At 72.1% G+C, this 18,232-nt stretch carries 22 protein-coding genes; 9 read left to right on the top strand and 13 right to left on the bottom strand.

The features are described 5' to 3' along the window. Positions 1-36: 36 nt before the first annotated feature. Both ACIBI5_RS51015 and ACIBI5_RS51010 read left to right on the top strand, forming a co-directional pair. The gene (locus ACIBI5_RS51015; RefSeq protein ID WP_397258546.1) at positions 37-381 is read left to right on the top strand and encodes a YciI family protein; all 345 of its coding nucleotides are present in this window, start codon (positions 37-39) and stop codon (positions 379-381) included. Beyond that, complete coding sequence (locus ACIBI5_RS51010) at positions 382-1,596, top strand: RNA polymerase sigma factor (protein ID WP_397258544.1); 1,215 nt, start codon at positions 382-384, stop codon at positions 1,594-1,596. It abuts the gene before it with no gap. Here the strand turns inward: ACIBI5_RS51010 and ACIBI5_RS51005 are convergent. After that, complete coding sequence (locus tag ACIBI5_RS51005; RefSeq protein WP_397258614.1) at positions 1,559-3,079, bottom strand: 2-isopropylmalate synthase; 1,521 nt, start codon at positions 3,077-3,079, stop codon at positions 1,559-1,561. The two genes, ACIBI5_RS51010 and ACIBI5_RS51005, sit on opposite strands and share 38 nt — an antisense overlap. 198 nt (positions 3,080-3,277) lie before the next feature. Here ACIBI5_RS51005 and ACIBI5_RS51000 point away from each other — a divergent pair, with 198 nt between their 5' ends. Both ACIBI5_RS51000 and ACIBI5_RS50995 read left to right on the top strand, forming a co-directional pair. Next, positions 3,278-3,973 (top strand): FadR/GntR family transcriptional regulator, encoded by a 696-nt coding sequence (locus tag ACIBI5_RS51000; protein ID WP_397258542.1) that lies wholly within the window; start codon positions 3,278-3,280, stop codon positions 3,971-3,973. Next, positions 3,970-4,608, top strand: coding sequence for an alpha-ketoglutarate-dependent dioxygenase AlkB family protein (locus tag ACIBI5_RS50995; protein WP_397258540.1), 639 nt, complete (start codon positions 3,970-3,972; stop codon positions 4,606-4,608). Before ACIBI5_RS51000 ends, ACIBI5_RS50995 begins: the two co-directional genes overlap by 4 nt. Here the strand turns inward: ACIBI5_RS50995 and ACIBI5_RS50990 are convergent. After that, complete coding sequence (locus tag ACIBI5_RS50990) at positions 4,595-5,368, bottom strand: TetR/AcrR family transcriptional regulator (protein WP_397258538.1); 774 nt, start codon at positions 5,366-5,368, stop codon at positions 4,595-4,597. The genes ACIBI5_RS50995 and ACIBI5_RS50990 overlap by 14 nt on opposite strands. Positions 5,369-5,561: 193 nt before the next feature. On the opposite strand from ACIBI5_RS50990, the gene ACIBI5_RS50985 reads away from it, so the two are divergent. Continuing rightward, entirely contained in the window at positions 5,562-5,765 is a 204-nt protein-coding gene (locus ACIBI5_RS50985) for a prolyl oligopeptidase family serine peptidase (RefSeq protein WP_397258536.1), read from the top strand. Between the two features lie 49 nt (positions 5,766-5,814). On the opposite strand, the gene infA is transcribed toward ACIBI5_RS50985, so the two are convergent. The 5 genes from infA to ACIBI5_RS50960 all read right to left on the bottom strand — a co-directional run bounded on the left by infA (position 5,815) and on the right by ACIBI5_RS50960 (position 8,553). Beyond that, a complete protein-coding gene (gene infA, locus ACIBI5_RS50980; protein WP_397099531.1) occupies positions 5,815-6,039 on the bottom strand; it encodes a translation initiation factor IF-1 in 225 nt (74 codons plus the stop codon). 33 nt (positions 6,040-6,072) lie between these two features. Then, positions 6,073-6,870, bottom strand: coding sequence for a GNAT family N-acetyltransferase (locus ACIBI5_RS50975; RefSeq protein ID WP_397258534.1), 798 nt, complete (start codon positions 6,868-6,870; stop codon positions 6,073-6,075). Positions 6,871-7,065: 195 nt separating this feature from the next. After that, the gene (locus tag ACIBI5_RS50970) at positions 7,066-7,497 is read right to left on the bottom strand and encodes a hypothetical protein (protein WP_397258532.1); all 432 of its coding nucleotides are present in this window, start codon (positions 7,495-7,497) and stop codon (positions 7,066-7,068) included. A gap of 60 nt (positions 7,498-7,557) precedes the next feature. After that, positions 7,558-8,034: a hypothetical protein gene (locus ACIBI5_RS50965; protein ID WP_397258530.1), complete on the bottom strand. Its 477-nt coding sequence runs from the start codon at positions 8,032-8,034 to the stop codon at positions 7,558-7,560. Positions 8,035-8,085: 51 nt separating this feature from the next. After that, entirely contained in the window at positions 8,086-8,553 is a 468-nt protein-coding gene (locus ACIBI5_RS50960) for a hypothetical protein (RefSeq protein ID WP_397258528.1), read from the bottom strand. Positions 8,554-8,791: 238 nt separating this feature from the next. On the opposite strand from ACIBI5_RS50960, the gene ACIBI5_RS50955 reads away from it, so the two are divergent. Continuing rightward, the gene (locus ACIBI5_RS50955) at positions 8,792-10,084 is read left to right on the top strand and encodes an MFS transporter (RefSeq protein ID WP_397258526.1); all 1,293 of its coding nucleotides are present in this window, start codon (positions 8,792-8,794) and stop codon (positions 10,082-10,084) included. Positions 10,085-10,122: 38 nt separating this feature from the next. On the opposite strand, the gene ACIBI5_RS50950 is transcribed toward ACIBI5_RS50955, so the two are convergent. From ACIBI5_RS50950 to ACIBI5_RS50935, 4 genes are all read right to left on the bottom strand, one after another. Beyond that, positions 10,123-11,481 (bottom strand): FAD-binding oxidoreductase, encoded by a 1,359-nt coding sequence (locus ACIBI5_RS50950; protein ID WP_397258524.1) that lies wholly within the window; start codon positions 11,479-11,481, stop codon positions 10,123-10,125. A gap of 102 nt (positions 11,482-11,583) precedes the next feature. Continuing rightward, on the bottom strand, positions 11,584-12,363 hold the full coding sequence (locus ACIBI5_RS50945) for an IclR family transcriptional regulator (RefSeq protein ID WP_379623512.1): 780 nt from the start codon (positions 12,361-12,363) through the stop codon (positions 11,584-11,586). A 64-nt stretch (positions 12,364-12,427) separates the two neighbouring features. Beyond that, a complete protein-coding gene (locus ACIBI5_RS50940; protein WP_397258522.1) occupies positions 12,428-12,838 on the bottom strand; it encodes an SRPBCC domain-containing protein in 411 nt (136 codons plus the stop codon). Then, a complete protein-coding gene (locus tag ACIBI5_RS50935; protein ID WP_397258520.1) occupies positions 12,835-13,152 on the bottom strand; it encodes an ArsR/SmtB family transcription factor in 318 nt (105 codons plus the stop codon). The genes ACIBI5_RS50940 and ACIBI5_RS50935 overlap by 4 nt, the downstream gene beginning before the upstream one ends. Positions 13,153-13,220: 68 nt before the next feature. Here ACIBI5_RS50935 and ACIBI5_RS50930 point away from each other — a divergent pair, with 68 nt between their 5' ends. Beyond that, complete coding sequence (locus ACIBI5_RS50930) at positions 13,221-13,640, top strand: DUF1579 family protein (protein WP_397258518.1); 420 nt, start codon at positions 13,221-13,223, stop codon at positions 13,638-13,640. A 12-nt stretch (positions 13,641-13,652) separates the two neighbouring features. Here the strand turns inward: ACIBI5_RS50930 and ACIBI5_RS50925 are convergent, their stop codons facing one another. Then, positions 13,653-14,471, bottom strand: a complete 819-nt coding sequence (locus ACIBI5_RS50925) for an alpha/beta hydrolase family protein (RefSeq protein ID WP_397258516.1) — start codon at positions 14,469-14,471, stop codon at positions 13,653-13,655. 113 nt (positions 14,472-14,584) lie between these two features. Between ACIBI5_RS50925 and ACIBI5_RS50920 the strand changes: the two genes are divergently transcribed. Both ACIBI5_RS50920 and ACIBI5_RS50915 read left to right on the top strand, forming a co-directional pair. After that, entirely contained in the window at positions 14,585-15,697 is a 1,113-nt protein-coding gene (locus tag ACIBI5_RS50920) for a PucR family transcriptional regulator (protein WP_397258514.1), read from the top strand. Between the two features lie 448 nt (positions 15,698-16,145). Next, complete coding sequence (locus tag ACIBI5_RS50915; protein WP_397258512.1) at positions 16,146-16,973, top strand: hypothetical protein; 828 nt, start codon at positions 16,146-16,148, stop codon at positions 16,971-16,973. A 14-nt stretch (positions 16,974-16,987) separates the two neighbouring features. On the opposite strand, the gene ACIBI5_RS50910 is transcribed toward ACIBI5_RS50915, so the two are convergent. Next, on the bottom strand, positions 16,988-18,172 hold the full coding sequence (locus tag ACIBI5_RS50910) for a serine hydrolase domain-containing protein (protein ID WP_397258510.1): 1,185 nt from the start codon (positions 18,170-18,172) through the stop codon (positions 16,988-16,990). Between the last annotated feature and the right edge of the window lie 60 nt (positions 18,173-18,232).

The raw sequence follows: 18,232 nt of genomic DNA, 5'->3' as shown, positions 1-18,232 counted from the left end.
GCTCCGACTCAGGGGTGACACGAGAGGAGCACGTGCATGAAATACATGCTGCTGATCTACAACAACGCCGAGTCGCGCAAGGCCATCGACGCGGACATGGACACCGTCATGGCCAAGGTCGACGAGATCATGAGCGAGCTGCAGGAGTCCGGCGAGTTCGTCGGCGGCATGGCGCTGTCCGAGGGCTCGCGCACGGTCAAGGTGAGGGACGGCGTGCCGGTCGTCACCGACGGGCCGTTCCTGGAGGCCAAGGAGCTCATGGCCGGGTACATCACCGTCGACGTCGACAGCATGGAGCGCGCGACCGAGATCGCCGCCCGCTGGCCGGACGCCGCGCTGTGCGCCATGGAGATCCGCCCGGTCATCGGCGAGGTCGAGTAGGTGAGGCCCGTCGAGGACCTGCTGCGCGAGCTCGCGCCTCAGGTCCTCGGCGTCCTCGTACGCCGCCACGAGCAGTTCGACGCGTGCGAGGACGCCGTCCAGGAGGCGCTGCTGGACGCCGCGGTCCGGTGGCCCGAGCGCGGCCTGCCCGACAACCCGCGCGCCTGGCTCGTCACGGTCGCCTCGCGCCGCCTCATCGACCAGGTACGCAGCGACGCGTCCCGGCGCCGCAGGGAGGAGACGGTCTCCGCCTGGGCCGGCCCCGAGCCGGACGAACCGATCCCCGACCGGGACGACACGCTCACGCTGCTGTTCCTGTGCTGCCACCCGGCGCTGTCGGCCCCCTCGCAGATCGCGCTCACGCTGCGCGCCGTCGGCGGCCTCACCACCGCCGAGATCGCCCGCGCCTTCCTGGTGCCCGAGGCCACGATGGCCCAGCGCATCAGCCGCGCCAAGCAGAGCATCAGGACGGCCGGCGCGCAGTTCACGCTGCCGCCGGAAGGCGAGCGGGCCGAACGGCTCCGCGTCGTCCTGCACGTGCTCTACCTGATCTTCAACGAGGGCTACACCGCCAGCTCCGGCCCCGACCTGCACCGCACCGACCTGACCGCCGAGGCCGTCCGGCTGACCCGCGCGGTGCGCCGCCTGCTGCCCGCCGACGGGGAGGTCGCCGGGCTGCTGGCCCTCATGCTGCTCACCGACGCCAGGCGGCCGGCCCGCGCCGACGCCGGCGGCCGCCTGATCCCGCTGGCCGAGCAGGACCGCTCGCTGTGGGACCGGGCGATGATCGCCGAAGGCGTCGACCTGGTCAGCACCGCCCTGGCCGGGACCGCTCTCGGGCCCTACCAGCTGCAGGCCGCGATCGCCGCCGTCCACGACGAGGCGCCCAAGGCCGAGGACACCGACTGGCCGCAGATCCTCGCCCTGTACGAACTGCTCGCCGGGGTGTCGGACAACCCCGTCGTGCGGCTCAACCACGCGGTCGCGGTCGCCATGGTCCGCGGGCCTCGGGCCGGCCTGGAGCTCGTGGACGCGCTGGCCGCGCCGCTGGCCGCCAACCACCGGCTGTACGCGGTGCGGGCGCACCTGCTGGAGCTGGCGGGGGAGGTGGCGGCGGCCCACGACGCCTATCGCGAGGCGGCCCGCCGTACCACCAGCCTGCCCGAGCAGCGCTATCTCACGGAGCGGGCCGAACGGACGCGAGGGCCCGGTTGACCGCGGACAGCACGGCCCGCACGGGGGTGTCCCGGCTCGCCCCCCACCAGGTGGCGCCGTTCACCCGGCACTCGGCGTAGGCGGCTTCGTCCTGGGTGGTGAGTTCCAGGATCTCGGCCTTGATCCCGGCTGCTGCCAGCTCGCGGAGGAGGCCGTCCACGCTGTCGCCGGGCGAGCCGGTGCGGCCCGGCGTGAGGTAGGTGGCGGCGAACAGCTCCCACAGGTCCTCCGGCGTGGCCTCGCGCCCGCTGGCGTCGGTGGCGCGCTGCACCACCTGTGAGAAGTCGGCGCGCAGCCGGGCGGGCAGGTCCAGGCCGTAGCCGGTCCTGAGCAGATGGGCGACGCCGCCCTTGCCGGACTGGCTGTTGACCCGGATCACCGCCTCGTACGTGCGGCCGACGTCGGCCGGGTCGATCGGCAGGTAGGGCACCTCCCAGTGCCCGCCCGCGTGGCGGGCCAGGCCCTTGCTGATGGCGTCCTGGTGGGTGCCGGAGAAGGCGGTGTAGACGAGCTCGCCGCCGTAGGGGTGGCGGGGGTGGACCGGGATGCGGTTGCAGTGCTCCACGACCTCGCGGATCCGGTCGATGTCGGAAAAGTCGATCATCGGGTCCACGCCCTGGGCGTACAGGTTGAGCGCGAGCGTGACCAGGTCCACGTTCCCGGTACGCTCGCCGTTGCCGAACAGGCACCCCTCCACCCGCTGGGCCCCGGCCAGCACCGCCAGCTCCGCGCAGGCCACGCCGGTGCCGCGGTCGTTGTGCGGATGCACCGACAGGATCACCGAGTCGCGCCTGGACAGGTTGCGGTGCATGTACTCGATCTGGTCGGCGTACACGTTCGGGGTGGCCGCCTCGACCGTCGCCGGCAGGTTGTGGATCACCGGCCGGTCGGGCGAGGCGTCCCACAGCCCGGTCAGCCCGTCGCAGATCTCCAGCACGAAGTCGGGCTCGGTCAGGTTGAACACCTCGGGCGAGAACTGGAAGCGGGTCGTGTCGCCCGCCAGCCGCGCCATCAGCGTCGCCGCCCGCCGGATCATCGCGTGCACCTCCTCGCGCCCGCGCCCGAGCACCACGTCCCGCCAGACCGGCGCGGTGGCGGTGTACAGGTGCACGACCGTGCGCGGCAGCCCCTCGATCGAGGCGAACGTCCGCTCGATCAGGTCCTGCCTGGCCGGGGTGAAGACCACGACCGTCACGTCGCCGGGAACGTTCCCTTCCTCGGCCAGATGCCGCACGAAGTCGAAGTCCGTCTGGCTGGCCGAGGGGTAGCCGACCTCGATCTCCTTGTAGCCCATGCCGGTCAGCAGGTCGAACATGCGGCGTTTGCGCGGGGTGTCCATGGGCTCGGCCAGCGCCTGGTTGCCGTCGCGCAGGTCCACGGGGACCCACAGCGGCGCGGTCTCGATCCGGTTCGCGGGCCAGCGGCGCTCGGTCAGTGGCACCTCGACCCGCTCCTGAACAGGCCGGTATTTCCGGTACGGCATGCCGCTCGGGCGTTGCGGATTCACAGGGTTTCGTCCTCTGTCGTCGTTCTGCCAGGGAGAGACCGGCAGCACGGCACCCCGCGGCGGGGTGCCGGTCCGGATCAAGCCCCGCCGCGGCAGCCGAGAAGAAGCCCGGTGTGCGACATGCCGGGTATAGTTGCACATAACCAACTCCTCAGACAACCTGAGAGGTGAACGATGCCGCTCGGCGCCCTCCGCCCGAGCCCCCTCGTGGAGCAGGCCGCCCAGGCGCTGCGCGAGGAGATCGCCGCCGGCCGCTGGCCCGTGGGCACCAGGCTCCCGGGCGAGACCACGCTCGCCGCCCAGCTCGGCGTGGGCCGCTCGACCGTGCGCGAAGCCCTCCGCGCGCTGGCCGGAGCCGGGCTGGTGCAACCCCGGCAGGGGTCGGGGGTGTACGTCCTGGCGACAGAGGCACAGGAGGACTGGCCGGCCCGGCTGCGGCGGGCGGCCATCGGAGACATCTACGAGGTGCGCATGCTCGTCGAAGTACAGGCGGCACGGCTCGCGGCCGCCCGCCGCACCGACGCCGACATCACCGCTCTGAGAGCGGCCTTGACCAGCCGCCGGGAGGTGGTCGCCGCGGCCGGGGCGGAGCTGGACGCCCGGTTCATCGACGCCGACATCGCCCTGCACGCGGCCGTGGTCGCCGCCGCGCACAATCCGGTGCTCACCGACCTGTTCGCCGAGTTCGTCCCCGCGCTGCGCGAGGGCCTGATCGACCTGCTCGGCCTGCTGGACGTTCACGCCCACGAGCACGGCCACGGCGACGAGGCCCACGCCGCCCTGGTCGAGGCCGTCGCGGGCGGGGACGCCGGCGCCGCCGGCGCCATCCTGGAGCGGGAACTCCGCGAGACCCTGGAGCACCTGCGATGATGCCGCTCCCGCCGCGCGAGGTGGCCCCCGGCGCCGTGCACGTGCCCGGCTGGCTGGCGCTGGAGGAGCAGCGCGCGCTGGTGCGCGCCTGCCGCGAGTGGGCCAGGGGCCCGGTCCCCCTCCGGCACACGGTGCTGCCCAGAGGCGGCGTCATGTCGGTGCGCACGGTGTGCGTGGGCTGGCACTGGCAGCCTTACCGGTACACGCGCACCGCCGACGACGTGAACGGCCGCCGGGTGGCCGAATTCCCCGCCTGGATGGTGGAACTGGGCCGCCGCGCCCTCACCGGCGCCGGCCTGCCGGAGCTCGCCGCCGGTTACACGCCTGACACCGCGCTGATCAACTTCTACGACGACCAGGCCAGGATGGGCATGCACCAGGACAAGGACGAACGCTCCGACGCCCCCGTGGTCTCGCTGAGCATCGGCGACGCATGCCTGTTCCGGTTCGGGAACACCGAGACGCGCGGCCGGCCGTACACGGACGTCAGGCTGGAGTCGGGCGACCTGTTCGTCTTCGGCGGGCCCTCGCGCTTCGCCTACCACGGCGTGCCCAAGGTCTACCCGGGCACCGCCGATCCCGCCGTCGGCCTGCGCGGACGGCTCAACATCACCATGCGCGTCACCGGGCTGTGACGCCGTCAAGCAGCGTGCCGAGGCTGGTGGCGAACGTCCGCCGCGCCACCTGCTCCAGATAGGGCACATCCCCCTCCTCGGCGGGTACGGCGTCGCCCCGCTCCAGCCACGACACCGACGGGAAGCGGCCGGCGAAGTCGGGCGCGACCTCCAGCAGCAGCGCGGAGCGCGCCCGCCACCACTCCTCGTCGGACACCCCCGTGGCCGAAGGCGCCTGCCGGGTCTCGGCGACGGTCCTGGCCGCCCCGCGCACCACGTCCATGAGCGCGGCCACCACCCCCCGCAGCCGCTCCGGCGGCAGCCCGGTCCCGCGCAGGATCCCGGTCACGGTGTCGATCATCGCGAACTCGTTCGGCCCCAGCACCGGCCGCGCCTGCGACACCTGCAGCACCCAGGGATGCCGGACGAAGAACTCCCGCAGGTCATGCGCCCAGGCGACGGCGGCGCTCCGCCACCCCTCGTCCGCCGGATAGGAGGTGGGCAACTCGCCCAGCGCCCGGTCGTACATGAGGTCGACCAGTTCGGTCTTGCTCGGCACATAGGTGTAGAGCGCCATCGCCGTCCGCCCCAGCCGCTCGCCGACCGCCCGCATCGACAGCGCCGCCATGCCGTCGGCGTCCGCGACCTCGATCCCGGCCGCGACGATCACGCCGACGCTCAGCCCCGGCTTGGGGCCCGGCCGCGCCTCCTTACGCTCCTCGGTGCCCCACAACAACGCCATGGTACGGCGGGCATCGCCCTGACCTGCGTAAACGGTCATCCGGACTCCCTCACCCAAGATCTCTTTACACCCTAAGGATAACGGCCGCCGGGCGGACACGCCTCGTTCATGATCAGAATGAAGCCATGACGAGTGACACGAGGACGATGGAGCTCGGGCCGCCGGTGACCTTCGGCAGGCCGGACAGGCAGGGGGAGAAGGGCGGTGACGAGCCGGTGGCTGGTCGAGCGTCATGGGCGGCGCAGGGAGGATCCGGTACGGCTCGCCTGGCCGGCCGATTCGCGCCGCCTGCTACCTCGCCGCGTCGATGATACGGCGAGGCGTCGACGCGCGATTTCTGATCTATCCCGACGAGGGCCATGGCTTGGAGGATCCGCACAACCAGCGTGACCTCATCGATCGGGCGGCCGCCTGGATCGACGCCCGCTGCGCGTGAGAGTGCGGAAACCCGTCCGGCTCTGCTTCGTCAGCTTGGGGGGTGCCTCCTATGTCCTGTAGCGGTAGAGGATCCTGCCGCGGTTGAGGTCGTACGGGCTGAGCTCTACGAGCACCCGGTCGAACGGCAAGATCTTGATGTAGTTCTTCCTGATCTTCCCGCTGATGTGCGCCAGCACCTTGTGCCCGTTCTCGAGCTCCACCCGGAAGGTGGCGTTGCGCAGGCATTCGACGACGGTGCCTTCGACTTCGATGCCACCTGCTGTTCTTGCCACGTTCTCATCCTTGTCCGGTCCGCGATGACGGCGTCAGCGCAGGACCCATTCGAGGTTGCTGTTCACGCGCCGGGCGCCGATGCCCTCGATCAGCGCGACGGCCGCCGTGTTGGACTCGTTCACGTCGGCTGACGCCGTTTCGATCCCGCACCGGTGCAGCGAACCCAGCACATGGGCGAGCAGCGCTCTGGCGATGCCGCGGCGCCGCTGGCCGGCCCGGGTCGCGATCAGCCCGATCCGCCTGCACTGGGGCCGCCGGGCCGCGGTCGTCACCCGGACCATCCCCACGTACGCGTCTGCCCGTACCGCCACCGCGTATTCCGACGGGTTCATCGCGGCGACGCCGTCCTGGCGGGGCGGTACCTCGGCGGGCATCTCCCGCCAGCCGATGGTGGCCTCGACCTCATCGCGAATCACGCGGTCCAGCGTGCGCAGCGGGCCCTCCTGCGCCCGGCCGACGGGCACGATCGTCACGTCCGACGGCGGCAGCGCCGTGCCGAGTCCCGTGACGCGCGGGTCGGTGGGCACGAGACACTCCCACTCGCGGCGCCGGATCGTGAAGCCGGCTCGCTCCCACCGGGACGCCAGGTCGAGGTCAGGCTCGTCGACCACCGTGAACAGCGGTCTCGGCAGGTCCGCCAGCATGGCCGCGGCGAGCCGGTCGAAGGCGGCGTCGTGCCACGCGTCGATGCTGAGGAACATCCGCCCGTCGGGTCTGCGCGAGGTGTGGCCGCGGCCGACCGTCAGGTCGTCCTCCACGGCGTGCCACTGCGCCGGCGCGACCCGATGGATGGAAACGGCATGCTTGCTCATGCCTGAGGTGGAGTTCATTGGTTGTCGCCTTTCGGGATCGCCCAGTCGGGGCGCTCCCGGCGACACCTACGTCAGCCGCTCGACCGTGACAGCGAGAGGGAGCACCCACATCGATGCAGTGTTCATGGGTGTCACCTCCTTGGGGCCTTTCACGGTTCGCGGCACGCTAACAGCGTGAACGCCGTGGTGTCCAGCGTTTTTCCGCCCGAGCGCCTAGGAGTGGGTGGCGCGGATCTCGGTCACGGTGAAGGCGTCGACGACGTGCCGGTTCTGCAGCAGGAACCCGATCACGCCCGCCACCGCCTGCGCGGCCAGAGCCGCCCGGACCTGCCCGCTCAGCAGGTAGACGAGCGGCGTGGACGGCTGCGCGATCCCGAAGCCGCGGCCGTGGCGGTGGATGTCCTGGAGGGTCTTGATGGGGATCGGGCGCACGGTGGTGAACCACGCCGCGACCTCCCACAGGTGCAGAGCCTGGTCGTCCTCGGCCGAGTCCTCGTAGCAGGCGACGCAGCCGCGCCCGGCGTGGCGGCCGTGCGGGCAGGTCCACCGCGCGGCCTCCGCCCGGCTCTGCTCGCGCTCACCCAGAACCGCCGACTCCACGACGCGGCGGCGCCGCGGCCGCGGGGGCCGGTCCGGCAGGGGCAAGGAGTCGCTGATGGTGATCGAATCCTTCCCGCCTACGTTCCTACAGCCTAACCCGCACGGTCAGGGCTGCTCTCCGGCGCAGATGGCGAAGCCGTAGGAGAGGGCGAAGGAACGCATCGAGACCTCCGTGGGATCGGGCCGCAGCGACGCCTCGACCAGGCGCCGGACCGTTCCCGCGTCCCCGGCGGCCAGCGCCGCGCGCGCCCGCGTGGCGTGGCCGCCGAGCCGCCCGGCCAGCCGCCTGCCCGGCTCGACGAACCGGGCTCGCAGCATCGCGGCGTCCGCCTGCGGCGGCCGGATCGCCGCGATGCGCTCCACCGTGGCCCGCATGACCCGCGCCGCGCGTTCCAGTTCCTCGACGTCCTCCTGCTCCGTGCTCACCGGATACCGCCCGGGGTCGGTCTGCCGCCCGGCCGCCAGGCAGGCGGCCTCGGCCGCGGCGACGTAGCGCCGTTTGGCGGCCAGGGTGTCCTGCGAGGACGGCGGCAGCGCCGCGGCCACGAGGATGACGACGCCGAAGACGACACGCGCGTCCATGCGCTCCTCCACGAGAGTGGTGCCGGGGTGCGGGCCGCACCCCGGCGGGGGTCAGCAGGAGATCCGGCGCTGCTCGGTGTAGCCGAACGACCGGGTGCCGCTGCCGCCCTGGGCGATCCAGCCCTTGGTGTGGTTGCGGTAGAGCTGGTTGCCGCCCGAGCATCTCCAGGCCGGCTGCATGGTGAAGGTGACGGCCGCACGGGTGAAGTGGCGGCGCGTGTACGCCTTGTTCCGCCAGACTCCCAGGCCCCGGTACTGGTCGAGCCGGGCGTCGACGTACCCGCTGCGCCCGATGGGCCCGGTGTAGCGGTCGCAATGCGCGATCGTGGAGATCTTGATGTACGCCCCGCTCCGCCACGGCGCGGCCATCCGCACGTAACCGCCCCCGCAAGGCAACGGACGGGCGGCCGACTCCACGGCTTCCACGGAAACGGCGGCGCCCGCCTGACCCGCGGGCAGCGTCACGGCCGCGAGCCCGGCCGCCACGGCCAGTGCCCCGATCACCCTGGTAACGCTCACCAGTGACTCCTTTCCGAGAGGAACCGGCGCGGCGGGTGGGCCGCGCCCGACATCACGGAAGGCTAGGTTCGTGGCCTTGTCGCGCACATCTACCAGGGGGTTGACCGCGCCCGAAGCTTTCGCGGTACACGCCTGAAACTCTCGCGGTAGCTCTTGACGGTTCACCTGCTGTTCTACGAGCATACCTCTAACACAGAACAGCGTTCGGTCATACCGAACAAGTGGGGAAGTGCATCACATGACGACCACCACAGACGTCGCCGCGAGCGCCATGCGCAAAGCGATGTGGCGCCTCGGGCCCTTCCTCGGCCTGCTGTACCTCATCGCCTACATCGACCGGAACAACGCGGGCTTCGCCAAGCTGGAGATGACCACGGCGCTCGGCATCACCGAGTCGGCCTTCGGGCTGGCGGCCGGCATCTTCTTCATCGGCTACCTGCTGTTCGAGGTGCCGAGCAACCTGATGCTGCAGCGCTTCGGCGCCCGCAAGTGGATCGCCCGCATCATGGTGAGCTGGGGGATCGTCGCGGTGGCGACCGCGTTCGTGACCGACGCCACCCAGTTCACCGTCGCGCGCTTCATTCTCGGCGTGGCCGAGGCGGGCTTCTTCCCCGGCGTGCTGCTGTACATCACGTTCTGGTTCCCGCAGCAGTACCGCACCACGATCCTGGCGATCTTCGCCGTCTCCAACCCGCTGGCCAACGCGATCAGCGCGCCCATCTCCGGCTGGATCATGGACCTGCACGGCCTGTGGGGGCTCCAAGGCTGGCAGCTCGTCTTCGTCCTGGAGGGCATCCCCGCCGTCCTGCTGGCCTTCGCCACCTACCGGTGGCTGCCCGACCGGCCGCAGGACGCGCGCTGGCTGGACGACGCCGAGCGCACCTGGATCACCACCACCCTGGCGGAGGAGCGGGCGGCCACCGAGAGGCGCCACGGCCGCCTCGGCGTGGGCGCGGTGTTCAGGAACGGGCGGCTGTGGAGCCTGATCTTCCTGTTCTTCGGCGTCGTCTTCGGCGCCTACGGCCTGGGCCTGTGGCTGCCCACGATCGTCAAGGGCATGGGCGGCTACTCCTCGACGGTCACCGGCTGGCTGGTCATGATCCCGAACCTGTTCGCCGCGCTGGTCATGCTGCCCTGGGAACGCTTCGCCCGGCGCCGGGGCAACATCCCGCGCCAGGCCGGCATCACGCTGACCGTCACGGCGATCGCGCTGCTGGCCGCCGTCGCCGCCCGCGACGTGCCCTGGCTGGCGCTGGCCGCGATCAGCGTCGGGCTGGCGGCGCTGTTCTCCACGACCCCGCTGTTCTGGAGCCTGCCGCCGAAATTCCTCACCGGTACGGCTGCCGCGGCCGGGCTGGCGTTCATCAACTCGGTGGGCAACCTGGCCGGGTTCGCCGGGCCGTACGCCATCGGGTGGATCAGCGAGACCACGGGCACGGCCGTGTGGGGGCTGCTGGTCGTCAGCGCGCTCACGCTGGGCGGCGCGGCGGTGGCGTTCACGCTCTCGCGCAAACAGGAGTGGGCCGCCTGAACCGCGGAAGGGGGCCGGCGCGCGGCCGGCCCCCTTCCCTACGCGATCGCCTTGCCGGGATTGAGCAGGTCGTGCGGGTCCAGCGCCGCCTTGATCGCCCGCTGGGTACGGCGGGCCGGCTCGCCCAGCTCCCGCTCCAGCCAGGACCGCTTGAGCAGGCCGACCCCGTGCTCGCCGGTGACCGTGCCGCCGAGCCGCAGCGTCAGGGCGACGATCTCGTCGAAGACCTGGAAGGCCCGGACCTCGGCGCCGGCGTCGCCGTGCGGGTAGACGACCGTCGGGTGCATGTTGCCGTCGCCGGCGTGGCCGAACAGGCCCACGGTCATGTCCCGGTCCTTCGCGATGGCCTCGACGCCCTCGATCAGCTCCACCAGCTTCGGCAGCGGCACCGCCACGTCGTCGAGCAGCGTCGCGCCCAGGCGCTCCAGCGCCGGGTAGGCGAGCCTGCGGGCCTGCATGAGCATCTCGGACTCCGCGGCGTCGTCGGCCACGATGACCTCGCTCGCCCCCGCGCACGCGGCCTCGATGAGCCGCAGGTCCTCCTCGTGCGGCGAGTCGGACTGGGCGATGACCATCGCCGCGGTGCCCGCCTCGACGCCGAGCGGCTGCCACTCCTCGATGGCGCGCAGCGTCGTGGCGTCGATGATCTCCAGGATCGACGGCTCGGCGCCTGAGGCCAGCACGGCCGTCACCGCCGCCCCGGCCGCCGCGGCCGAGCCGAACTGGGCCACGATCGTGCGCGGCGGCGCGGGAGCCGGGCGCAGCGCGAGCGTGAGCTCGGTGATGACGGCCAGCGTGCCCTCGGAGCCGACCAGCAGGCTGGTCAGGTCGTAGCCGGCGACGCCCTTGACCGTGCGCCCGCCGGTGCGCAGCACCGAGCCGTCGGCGAGCACCGCTTCGAGGCCGCGCACGTAGTCGCCGGTCACGCCGTACTTCACGCAGCACATGCCGCCCGCGTTGGTGGCGGCGTTGCCGCCCACGGTGCACATCTCGTAGCTGCCCGGGTCGGGCGGATAGAACAGGCCGTGCTCGGCCACGGCCTTGCGCAGGTCGGCGTTGATCACGCCGGGCTGCACGGTGGCCAGGCGCTCGGCCCGGTCGACGCTCAGGATGCGGTTCATCCGCTGGGTGGACAGCACCAGGCAGCCGTCGACGGCGTTGGCCGCCCCGGCCAGGCCGCTGCCCGCGCCGCGGACCACGATCGGCGCGCCGTACGCGGCGGCGGTGGCGACGGCGGCGGCCACCTGGGCGGTGTCCTCGGGCATGGCGACGGCGGCCGGCAGCCCGGCGGGCAGGCCGGGCGCCTGGTCGCGGCGGTAGGAGTCCATGACGTCGGCGTCGTCCAGCACGGTCAGGCCGGGGACGGCGCCACGCAGCGCGGCGGCGAGGTCAGCCATCGCGGCGGCCCGGGAACACGAGCGACTCTCGGAGGGTGGGGGCAGGGCGGCGGGTCACAGCGACTCCGTTCGGTAGCGCAAAACGTAGTTCGCCGGGTAAGCCTAGCGTCCGCTGTACAGCGCGGTGAGGCGGGCCGCGTGCGCGCGGACGGTGTCACCGATCTGGTGGATGCGCCACACGGGAAGGTCGAGCTTGAGGCCGGTCACGCTGATCGCCCCGGCCACCTCGCCCCGATGGTCGCGCACGGCCGAGCCGACGCAGAAGACGCCTTCCGCGTCCTCCTCGTCGTCGACGGAGTAGCCGCGCCGCCGGATCTCGGTCAGGTCGGCGACGAGGGCCGCCGGATCGGTGATGGTGTGGGCGGTGCGGGCGGGCAGGCCGTACTGCTCGATGATGCGCGCGGAGTCGGCCTCGGGCAGTTCGGCCAGCAGGGCCTTGCCGAGGCCGGTGCAGTGGGGCGCCTCGCGGTGACCCATGTGCAGGTCGAAGCGGACCGCGGACGGGGCGTCGACCCGGCCGACGATGACGGCGAAGCCGTTCTCCGGAACCGCCACGCGCGAGGACATGCCGGTCTCGGCGGTCAGGTCGTCGAGGACCGGGCGGGCCAGGTTGCGCAGCGACACCTGGGCCATGGCGTTCTCGCCGAGGCGGGCCAGCGCGAGCCCGAGGCGGTAGCGGCGCGAGGCGCCCTCGCCCTGGGAGGCCACGAAGCCGTGCATCTCCAGAGTCTGCAGGGTGGAGAACGTCGCGCTCTTGGAACCGCCGACCTCGCGGGAGATCTCGGTCACGGTCCGGCCGTCGCGCTGGGCCAGGCACTCCAGGATCTCGACCGCGCGCGAGACGCTGCGGACCTCGTAGCGCTTGTCCAGTTCGTTCGTCATCACCGAACAAGCGTGTCCGAATCCGGAAACCGTTGTCAACCGCTGCGTTCGGTGGTGAAGAGCGTTATTCTGTGGTGCCGAACGCTTCGCCGAGGCGGCACAGCATGTGATCCCAGCCCGCGCCGGTCTCCTCGCCCAGGACGGCGGGCAGCCCGCTGTGCCGGAGCGTCAGCACGGTGCCGTCCCCGTCCTCCTCCAGCGTCACCTCGACCCGCGACGATCCGGGCGGCACGCCGGGCACCCCGGGCGCGGGCTCCCATCCGAAGGTGAACACGACCCGCTTGCCGGGCACCAGCTCGACGAACTCGCCCAGCATCACCGGGCGCGGCCCGCCGTCCATCGCCACCCGGAGCACGCCGCCGGGACGGGCGTCGGCCTCGGCCCGGCCCCACCACCGCGCCAGCCGTTCCGGATCGGTGAAGAAGCGATAGACCGTCTCCCGGCGCGCGGCGATGCGCACGGTCCGCTCGATCATCGTGCCTCCTGTTCGTTTTCCTCCAGCTCGGCGGCCTCTTTGAGCCGGTCGAGCCGGTCGGACCACATGTCCTGGATGAACCGCGCCGCCTCGGAGAGGCCCTCGCGCCGCAGCCGGTACAGGCGGCGGTTGCCGTCGCGGCGTACGCCGAGCAGGCCCGCCGAGATCAGCACCCGCAGGTGCTGGGAGACCGCGGGGCGGCTGATCCCCGGAAAGTGGCGGGCGAGGTCGCCGGCCGCGACCTCGCCGTCGCGGACCAGCAGGAGGATCGCCCGCCGGGTGGGATCGGCGACGGCGCGCAACGCCTCGTCCATGCCCGCCCCCTTTCGCAGCCCGCAGCAGGTATGTAAGTATTTAAGCACTATCTTACATAGGGGGAGCGATGACGAACAAGCTGCTGGACGCCCTGGTCGGTCACTGGCACTCACGCGGCACGACCGTGGACGACGCCGTGGAGATCAGCGGGACCGACGCCTACGAGTGGCTGGCGGGCGGGCACTTCCTCGTGCACCGGGTCGACGTGCGGATGGGTGGGGAGAAGGTCGAGGCGATCGAGATGATCGGCCCCTACGATCCGGACAGCCGGAGCTGGCCGATGCGCGCCTTCGACAGTTCCGGGAACTACGGCACGATGCGCGCCACGGTGGACGACGACGGCGTGTGGACCTTCGCGGGCGAGACGGAACGGGCCACGCTCCGCATCGCCCGCGACGGCGGCGCCATGTCGGCCGTCTGGGAACGTACGGAAGACGGCACGACCTGGTCGCACTGGATGGACATGGCGTTCACGAAGAGCGCGTGACGCCGGGCCGGATCACGGCACGCGCGGGTTGCGGCGGACGTCGGACCAGGTACGGCGATCGGTGCAGATGCCACAGTCCGGGCCGTAGAAGACGGGACGCGCCTCGGGGTCGTCCATGAGCTGCAGGCGGAACCAGGCCGTGGTCGGCGCGGCGAACGGCCCCGGATCGCCGGCGACTGTGATGTGGTCGGCGCCCCTCACCTCGCCGTACAGGGCCGGAATGTGGTCGGCGTCGTTGTAGAACGCCTTGACGAGCGCGGGCCAGACGATGCTGTCGTACTGCCCGGCCATCAGGAAGGCGGGCCCGCGCACGGCGTCGATGTCGGCCAGCGGCCCCGGCTGGATCGGCAGAATCGTGTCCACCCTCGGGTCCCCGCCGACCACGATGGCGGCGGCGCCGCCCTGGGAATGGCCGGAGGCGCCGATGCGGTCGAGGGCGACGCGGCCGTGGAAGACGCTGGACGGGTCGGCGTCGCGGGCGGTCAGGCTGTCGATCCCGGCGCGCATCGAGATGCCGAGGTTCGACATGGGCGTGTTGGCGGCCGAGACGATGAAGCCGTGCGAGGCCCAGTGCAGCAGCAGCTCACGGTAGACGAGCGGCACGGCCCCGGTGCCGTTGCCCCAGACGATCACCGGGTGGCGCAGCGGGCTGCGGGCGATGTCGCGCGGGTAGTAGAGCGTGTTGACGGCGCCGATCTCCACGGCGGTCGCGTACGGCCCCGGCGCGCCCCAGTCACCGCCCGCGGACGGGAAGGCGGCCTCGGCATGGGCGGGGGCGGTGGAGATGGCGGCTGTCAACGCCAGCAAGGCGACGAGCAGGCGGCGGAACACGGCGTCCTCCAGGCTGGGGGGTTTGCTCGATCGTGGCCGCGACGGCGCCCGCCGTCAGTCCGCACATGCGGCAATCATTGACGGTGCGGTTTGTGCAATGTGACGATCCGCTGATGGCAGACCTGCACACCCGCATGGCCCCGCGCGTCCGCGAACTCACCGGCGAGGTGGTCGCCCGCTGCGCCGCCGAACTCCCCTTCTACCGGGACCTGCCGCGCGAGGTGCTGGAAGGCGAGGTCACCCGATCGGTCACGGCGGTGTTCGGCCTGCTCCTGCGGGCCTTACGCCGCCAGGACGCGGTCGGGCCCGGTGAGCTGGCCAGGCTCATCGAGTGGTCGGCCCGGCGGGCGGAGCAGCGGGTCCCGCTGGAGGCGGCGCTGGCCGCGTACCTGATCGGCGCCGAGACGTGGTGGCGCGCGCTCGGCGCGGCCGCCGAGCCGCACGAAATGGCCGAGGCGGGCGCGGGCCTGCTCGGCTGCCTGCGCACGGCCATGCCCGCCGTCGCGCTGGCCCACCAGCAGGCGCTCGAGGACATCAGCGGAGAGGACAAGAGGGTACGGCGCGCGTTGCTCGCCGCCCTTCTCGGCGGCCGCCCGCACGAGGCGCTGGCCGACGCGGCGGGCGTCGAGCTTGGGCAGGGGCACGAGGTGGTCTGCTTCGCCTTCGGCCAGACGACGCCGCCCCCGCGACTGGTGCAGTCGGCCCTGGACGCCCACGCCGGCACGCTCGTCCTGGCCGACCACGCCGAGGGCATCGCCCTGCTCCCCTCGGCGGGGGAGGCGCTGTGGGAGACGCTGACCGCGGCCGTGGGCGGCGACGCGCTGCTCAGCGCCGCCGCGGCCGCCGACCTGGGCGGCGTCCCGGAGGCGGCGGAGGAGGCCCGCGGGGTCCTGGAACTGGTCCAGCGCCTCGGCCGCCCGCCCGGCCTGTACCGGTTCGACGACGTCCTGGTGGAGTACCAGCTCGCCCGCCCCGGCAACGGCCTGACCCGCCTGGCGGCCAAACTGGACCCGCTGGACGGGCACCCTTACCTGCTGGAGACGTTGCGCGCGTACGTCAGAAGAGGGCACAACCGCCGCCAGACCTCTCTGGACCTGCACATCCACCGCAACACCCTCGACTACCGGCTGCACCGGGTGGCCGCCCTGACCGGCCTGGACCTGACCGTCCCCGCCGAGGCCCGCCTCCTGGAGGCCGCCCTGACCGCCCGCACCCTGAACCCCTGACACCTCCGTCCCCGGCCGCGCCGCCGACGCCGGCCGTGGTGAGGGGCCGGCAGGCCGCTGTCGCCGGCCCCTTCCCGCCACTTGACCAGGCGGGGCCGCGACCCGGGCGGTGCGGACGCGGCCGGCCGTCGACGAGATCCTGATACGCGCAGGCGACACCACCCGGTAGTCAGCCGCGTACCAGGTGAGGTGCGGCTCGTACGACGCGGGCCCGGCCACGATCCGCTCCTTGATCAAGGTGTCCCCGGCAAGAACGTTGACGCGGTCAGCGGTCTTCTCGTCATCGGTCGCTTCCGCCCTCGGCATCACGCCCTTGGACGCCGGAACCTCGGTGATCGTTCGCGACTCGCCGGTAAGGCAACTGCTACCAGGCGTTACCCGTGGTGTTCCCGGTGACGGAGCGACGTGAGGGGCATGCTTGGAGGGTCCCCCCACGAGGAGGTAGTCCATGCTGAGTGTCCGGTTCGGCGCGGCCGCGATGGCCCTGGTGCTCCCCCTGGCCGGGTCCGCGCCGGTCGAGGCGAGGACCCGGGCCCTCGCCACCTACCAGGTCGTCACCGGTGAACCGGTCACCGCCGCCCCGGGCGACGGCCGGCAGTCGTTCGCGAGGTGCCCGGCGGGAACCGTGGTGCTCGGCGGCGGCGAGTCGAACACCGTGCTGCTGCCGACCGGGGCCGAGCTCACCTCCTCGAATCCGGATATCTACAACAACGGGTGGATCACCAGTTTCCACAACGGGTCGCAGCTGCTGCCCGTCACTCTGCGCACGCACGCGGTCTGCGGCAGCGGGATCACCGGGCACGAGTTCGAACTCCTGCGGGACCAGCTCGTACCGCGTGGCCGTACCCGCAAGGAGTTCTCGCTCGGCTGCCCGGCGGGTTCGCTGGCGGTGGGCGGCGGCAGCGACGGACCCCAGGGGCTGAGGCTGCTCGACTCCTACCCGGGCGGTAGTGACGACTGGCAGAGCACGGTCCACAACATCTCCCTGACCGCGGATCTGCGCACCACGCTCTTCACCATCTGTGCGAGCGGCGTCAACAGGTCCCTTCAGCTGAGCGACACGGTCAAGGTCGCCAAGGGCGGGCGCGCGCACACCTCCGTCACCTGCCCGGCGGGGTCGAAGGTGCTGAGCGGCGGGGGCGAGTCCTCCCCGCGCGGCAGCAACCTGATCACCGACACCTACCCGAGCTCGGACGGGACGACCTGGACCGTCTACGTCAGGAACATCGTCGACGAGGACTCCTTCATGCGCGTCAGGGCGTTCTGCGGGAGCTGACGTCGAAGCGCGGCCTAGCTCGTGGCCGAGCCGTACGCCTTGACCAGCCGCTTGAAGATCGTGTCGGCGGCACGCGTCCCCAGGCGGTTGGTCACGACCATGAGCGTCACCCCGCGGGCCCGGTCCGTCCCGCCCAGCGTGTTGAACCCGCCATAGGCGCCCGAGTGCCCGAGCCAGGAGCGGCCGCCGGCTTCGAAGATCTCCGTGGCCATCCCGTAGGGCTCCTTCGCCGCGACGGACTGCGGAGTGGGCTTGGTCATCTCCCGTACGGTGGCCGGCCTCAGCAGCCGCTTCCCGGCGTACAGCGCGTCGATGAACTGGGCGCCGCCGAGCGCGGTCCCGGCGAACAGGCCGTCGCCCCAGGGCAGGCCGAACATGTCGGCCGGGATGCCGGTGTCGCCGTAGTAGGTGAACATGTCGACCTTCCCCAGGTCGGGGAAGTCCTCGTAACCGTGGGCGAAGCGGGCGTAGTCGGACTGCTTGCGCTCCATCGTCAGCACCCTGCCGTCCTCGGGTACGACGGAGCCGGCGCGGGCGGTGAAGGCGTTGACGGCGGCGGTGAGCTTCCGGTCCCCGCCCGCGCGCACGCTCAGCACACGGGCCAGGATGAGGAAACCGGTGTTGGAGTAGCTGTACTTCCCGCCGGGATTCACCGGCGCGCGCAGGCCGCGGGCGATCATCCGCCACGTGTACGGCACGCCCGGCCGATACCGGTCGCCCCCGGGCATCAGCGGGGCCAGCTCGGGTGATGCGTACACGTCGGGGTAGCCCCCGGTGTGGGTGAGCAGCATCCGCAGCGTGACCACGCGGGAGCCGGGCACGTCGTCGCCGACGTAGGCCCTGATCGGGGTGTCCATGGCGAGCTTGCCGGCCTCGACCTGGCTGAGCGCGTAGGAGGCCAGGAGCAGCTTGCTGTAGCTCGCGAAGCCGAACATCGTGTCGTCGGTGACCGGGGCGGGCGGGTCGTCGACGGCGTTGCCGGACCTGCCCGACCAGACGAGGCGGCCGTCGCGCAGGATGACCGCCTGGACACCCGGGTCGCCCGCCTTGGCGGCGCCCTCGGCCAGGGCGGCGTCCAGCGCCTCACTCAGGTCGGCTCTTGAGGCGGCCGACGTGGCCGCGGTGGCGGGGGCGGCGGTGACGAGGAGCCCGGTGAGGCTGACGAGGGCCAGGAGCGCTCGGGTTCTGGTGGCCGGCATGGCTGCCCGTTCCTTTCTGGAGGGGAATGCACAGGACCTCGGACAAGAACACGCCACCAG

Source organism: Nonomuraea sp. NPDC050540 (assembly GCF_044457485.1).
Taxonomy (GTDB): domain Bacteria; phylum Actinomycetota; class Actinomycetes; order Streptosporangiales; family Streptosporangiaceae; genus Nonomuraea.
Note: the sequence above shows the minus strand (reverse complement) of the source record. Positions and strands in the feature narration are given on the sequence as shown.

Coding starts and splice junctions, on each gene's coding strand:
- ACIBI5_RS50935 (WP_397258520.1), bottom strand. CDS start 13,152: ATGGACGAGGCGTTGCGCGCCGTCGCCGATCCCACCCGGCGGGCGATC.
- ACIBI5_RS51000 (WP_397258542.1), top strand. CDS start 3,278: ATGCCGCTCGGCGCCCTCCGCCCGAGCCCCCTCGTGGAGCAGGCCGCC.
- ACIBI5_RS50920 (WP_397258514.1), top strand. CDS start 14,585: ATGGCAGACCTGCACACCCGCATGGCCCCGCGCGTCCGCGAACTCACC.
- ACIBI5_RS50945 (WP_379623512.1), bottom strand. CDS start 12,363: ATGACGAACGAACTGGACAAGCGCTACGAGGTCCGCAGCGTCTCGCGC.
- ACIBI5_RS50940 (WP_397258522.1), bottom strand. CDS start 12,838: ATGATCGAGCGGACCGTGCGCATCGCCGCGCGCCGGGAGACGGTCTAT.
- ACIBI5_RS50955 (WP_397258526.1), top strand. CDS start 8,792: ATGACGACCACCACAGACGTCGCCGCGAGCGCCATGCGCAAAGCGATG.
- ACIBI5_RS50990 (WP_397258538.1), bottom strand. CDS start 5,368: ATGACCGTTTACGCAGGTCAGGGCGATGCCCGCCGTACCATGGCGTTG.
- ACIBI5_RS50915 (WP_397258512.1), top strand. CDS start 16,146: ATGCTGAGTGTCCGGTTCGGCGCGGCCGCGATGGCCCTGGTGCTCCCC.
- ACIBI5_RS50965 (WP_397258530.1), bottom strand. CDS start 8,034: ATGGACGCGCGTGTCGTCTTCGGCGTCGTCATCCTCGTGGCCGCGGCG.
- ACIBI5_RS51015 (WP_397258546.1), top strand. CDS start 37: ATGAAATACATGCTGCTGATCTACAACAACGCCGAGTCGCGCAAGGCC.
- ACIBI5_RS50910 (WP_397258510.1), bottom strand. CDS start 18,172: ATGCCGGCCACCAGAACCCGAGCGCTCCTGGCCCTCGTCAGCCTCACC.
- ACIBI5_RS50975 (WP_397258534.1), bottom strand. CDS start 6,870: ATGAACTCCACCTCAGGCATGAGCAAGCATGCCGTTTCCATCCATCGG.
- ACIBI5_RS50950 (WP_397258524.1), bottom strand. CDS start 11,481: ATGGCTGACCTCGCCGCCGCGCTGCGTGGCGCCGTCCCCGGCCTGACC.
- ACIBI5_RS50995 (WP_397258540.1), top strand. CDS start 3,970: ATGATGCCGCTCCCGCCGCGCGAGGTGGCCCCCGGCGCCGTGCACGTG.
- ACIBI5_RS51005 (WP_397258614.1), bottom strand. CDS start 3,079: ATGCCGTACCGGAAATACCGGCCTGTTCAGGAGCGGGTCGAGGTGCCA.
- ACIBI5_RS50930 (WP_397258518.1), top strand. CDS start 13,221: ATGACGAACAAGCTGCTGGACGCCCTGGTCGGTCACTGGCACTCACGC.
- ACIBI5_RS50985 (WP_397258536.1), top strand. CDS start 5,562: ATGGGCGGCGCAGGGAGGATCCGGTACGGCTCGCCTGGCCGGCCGATT.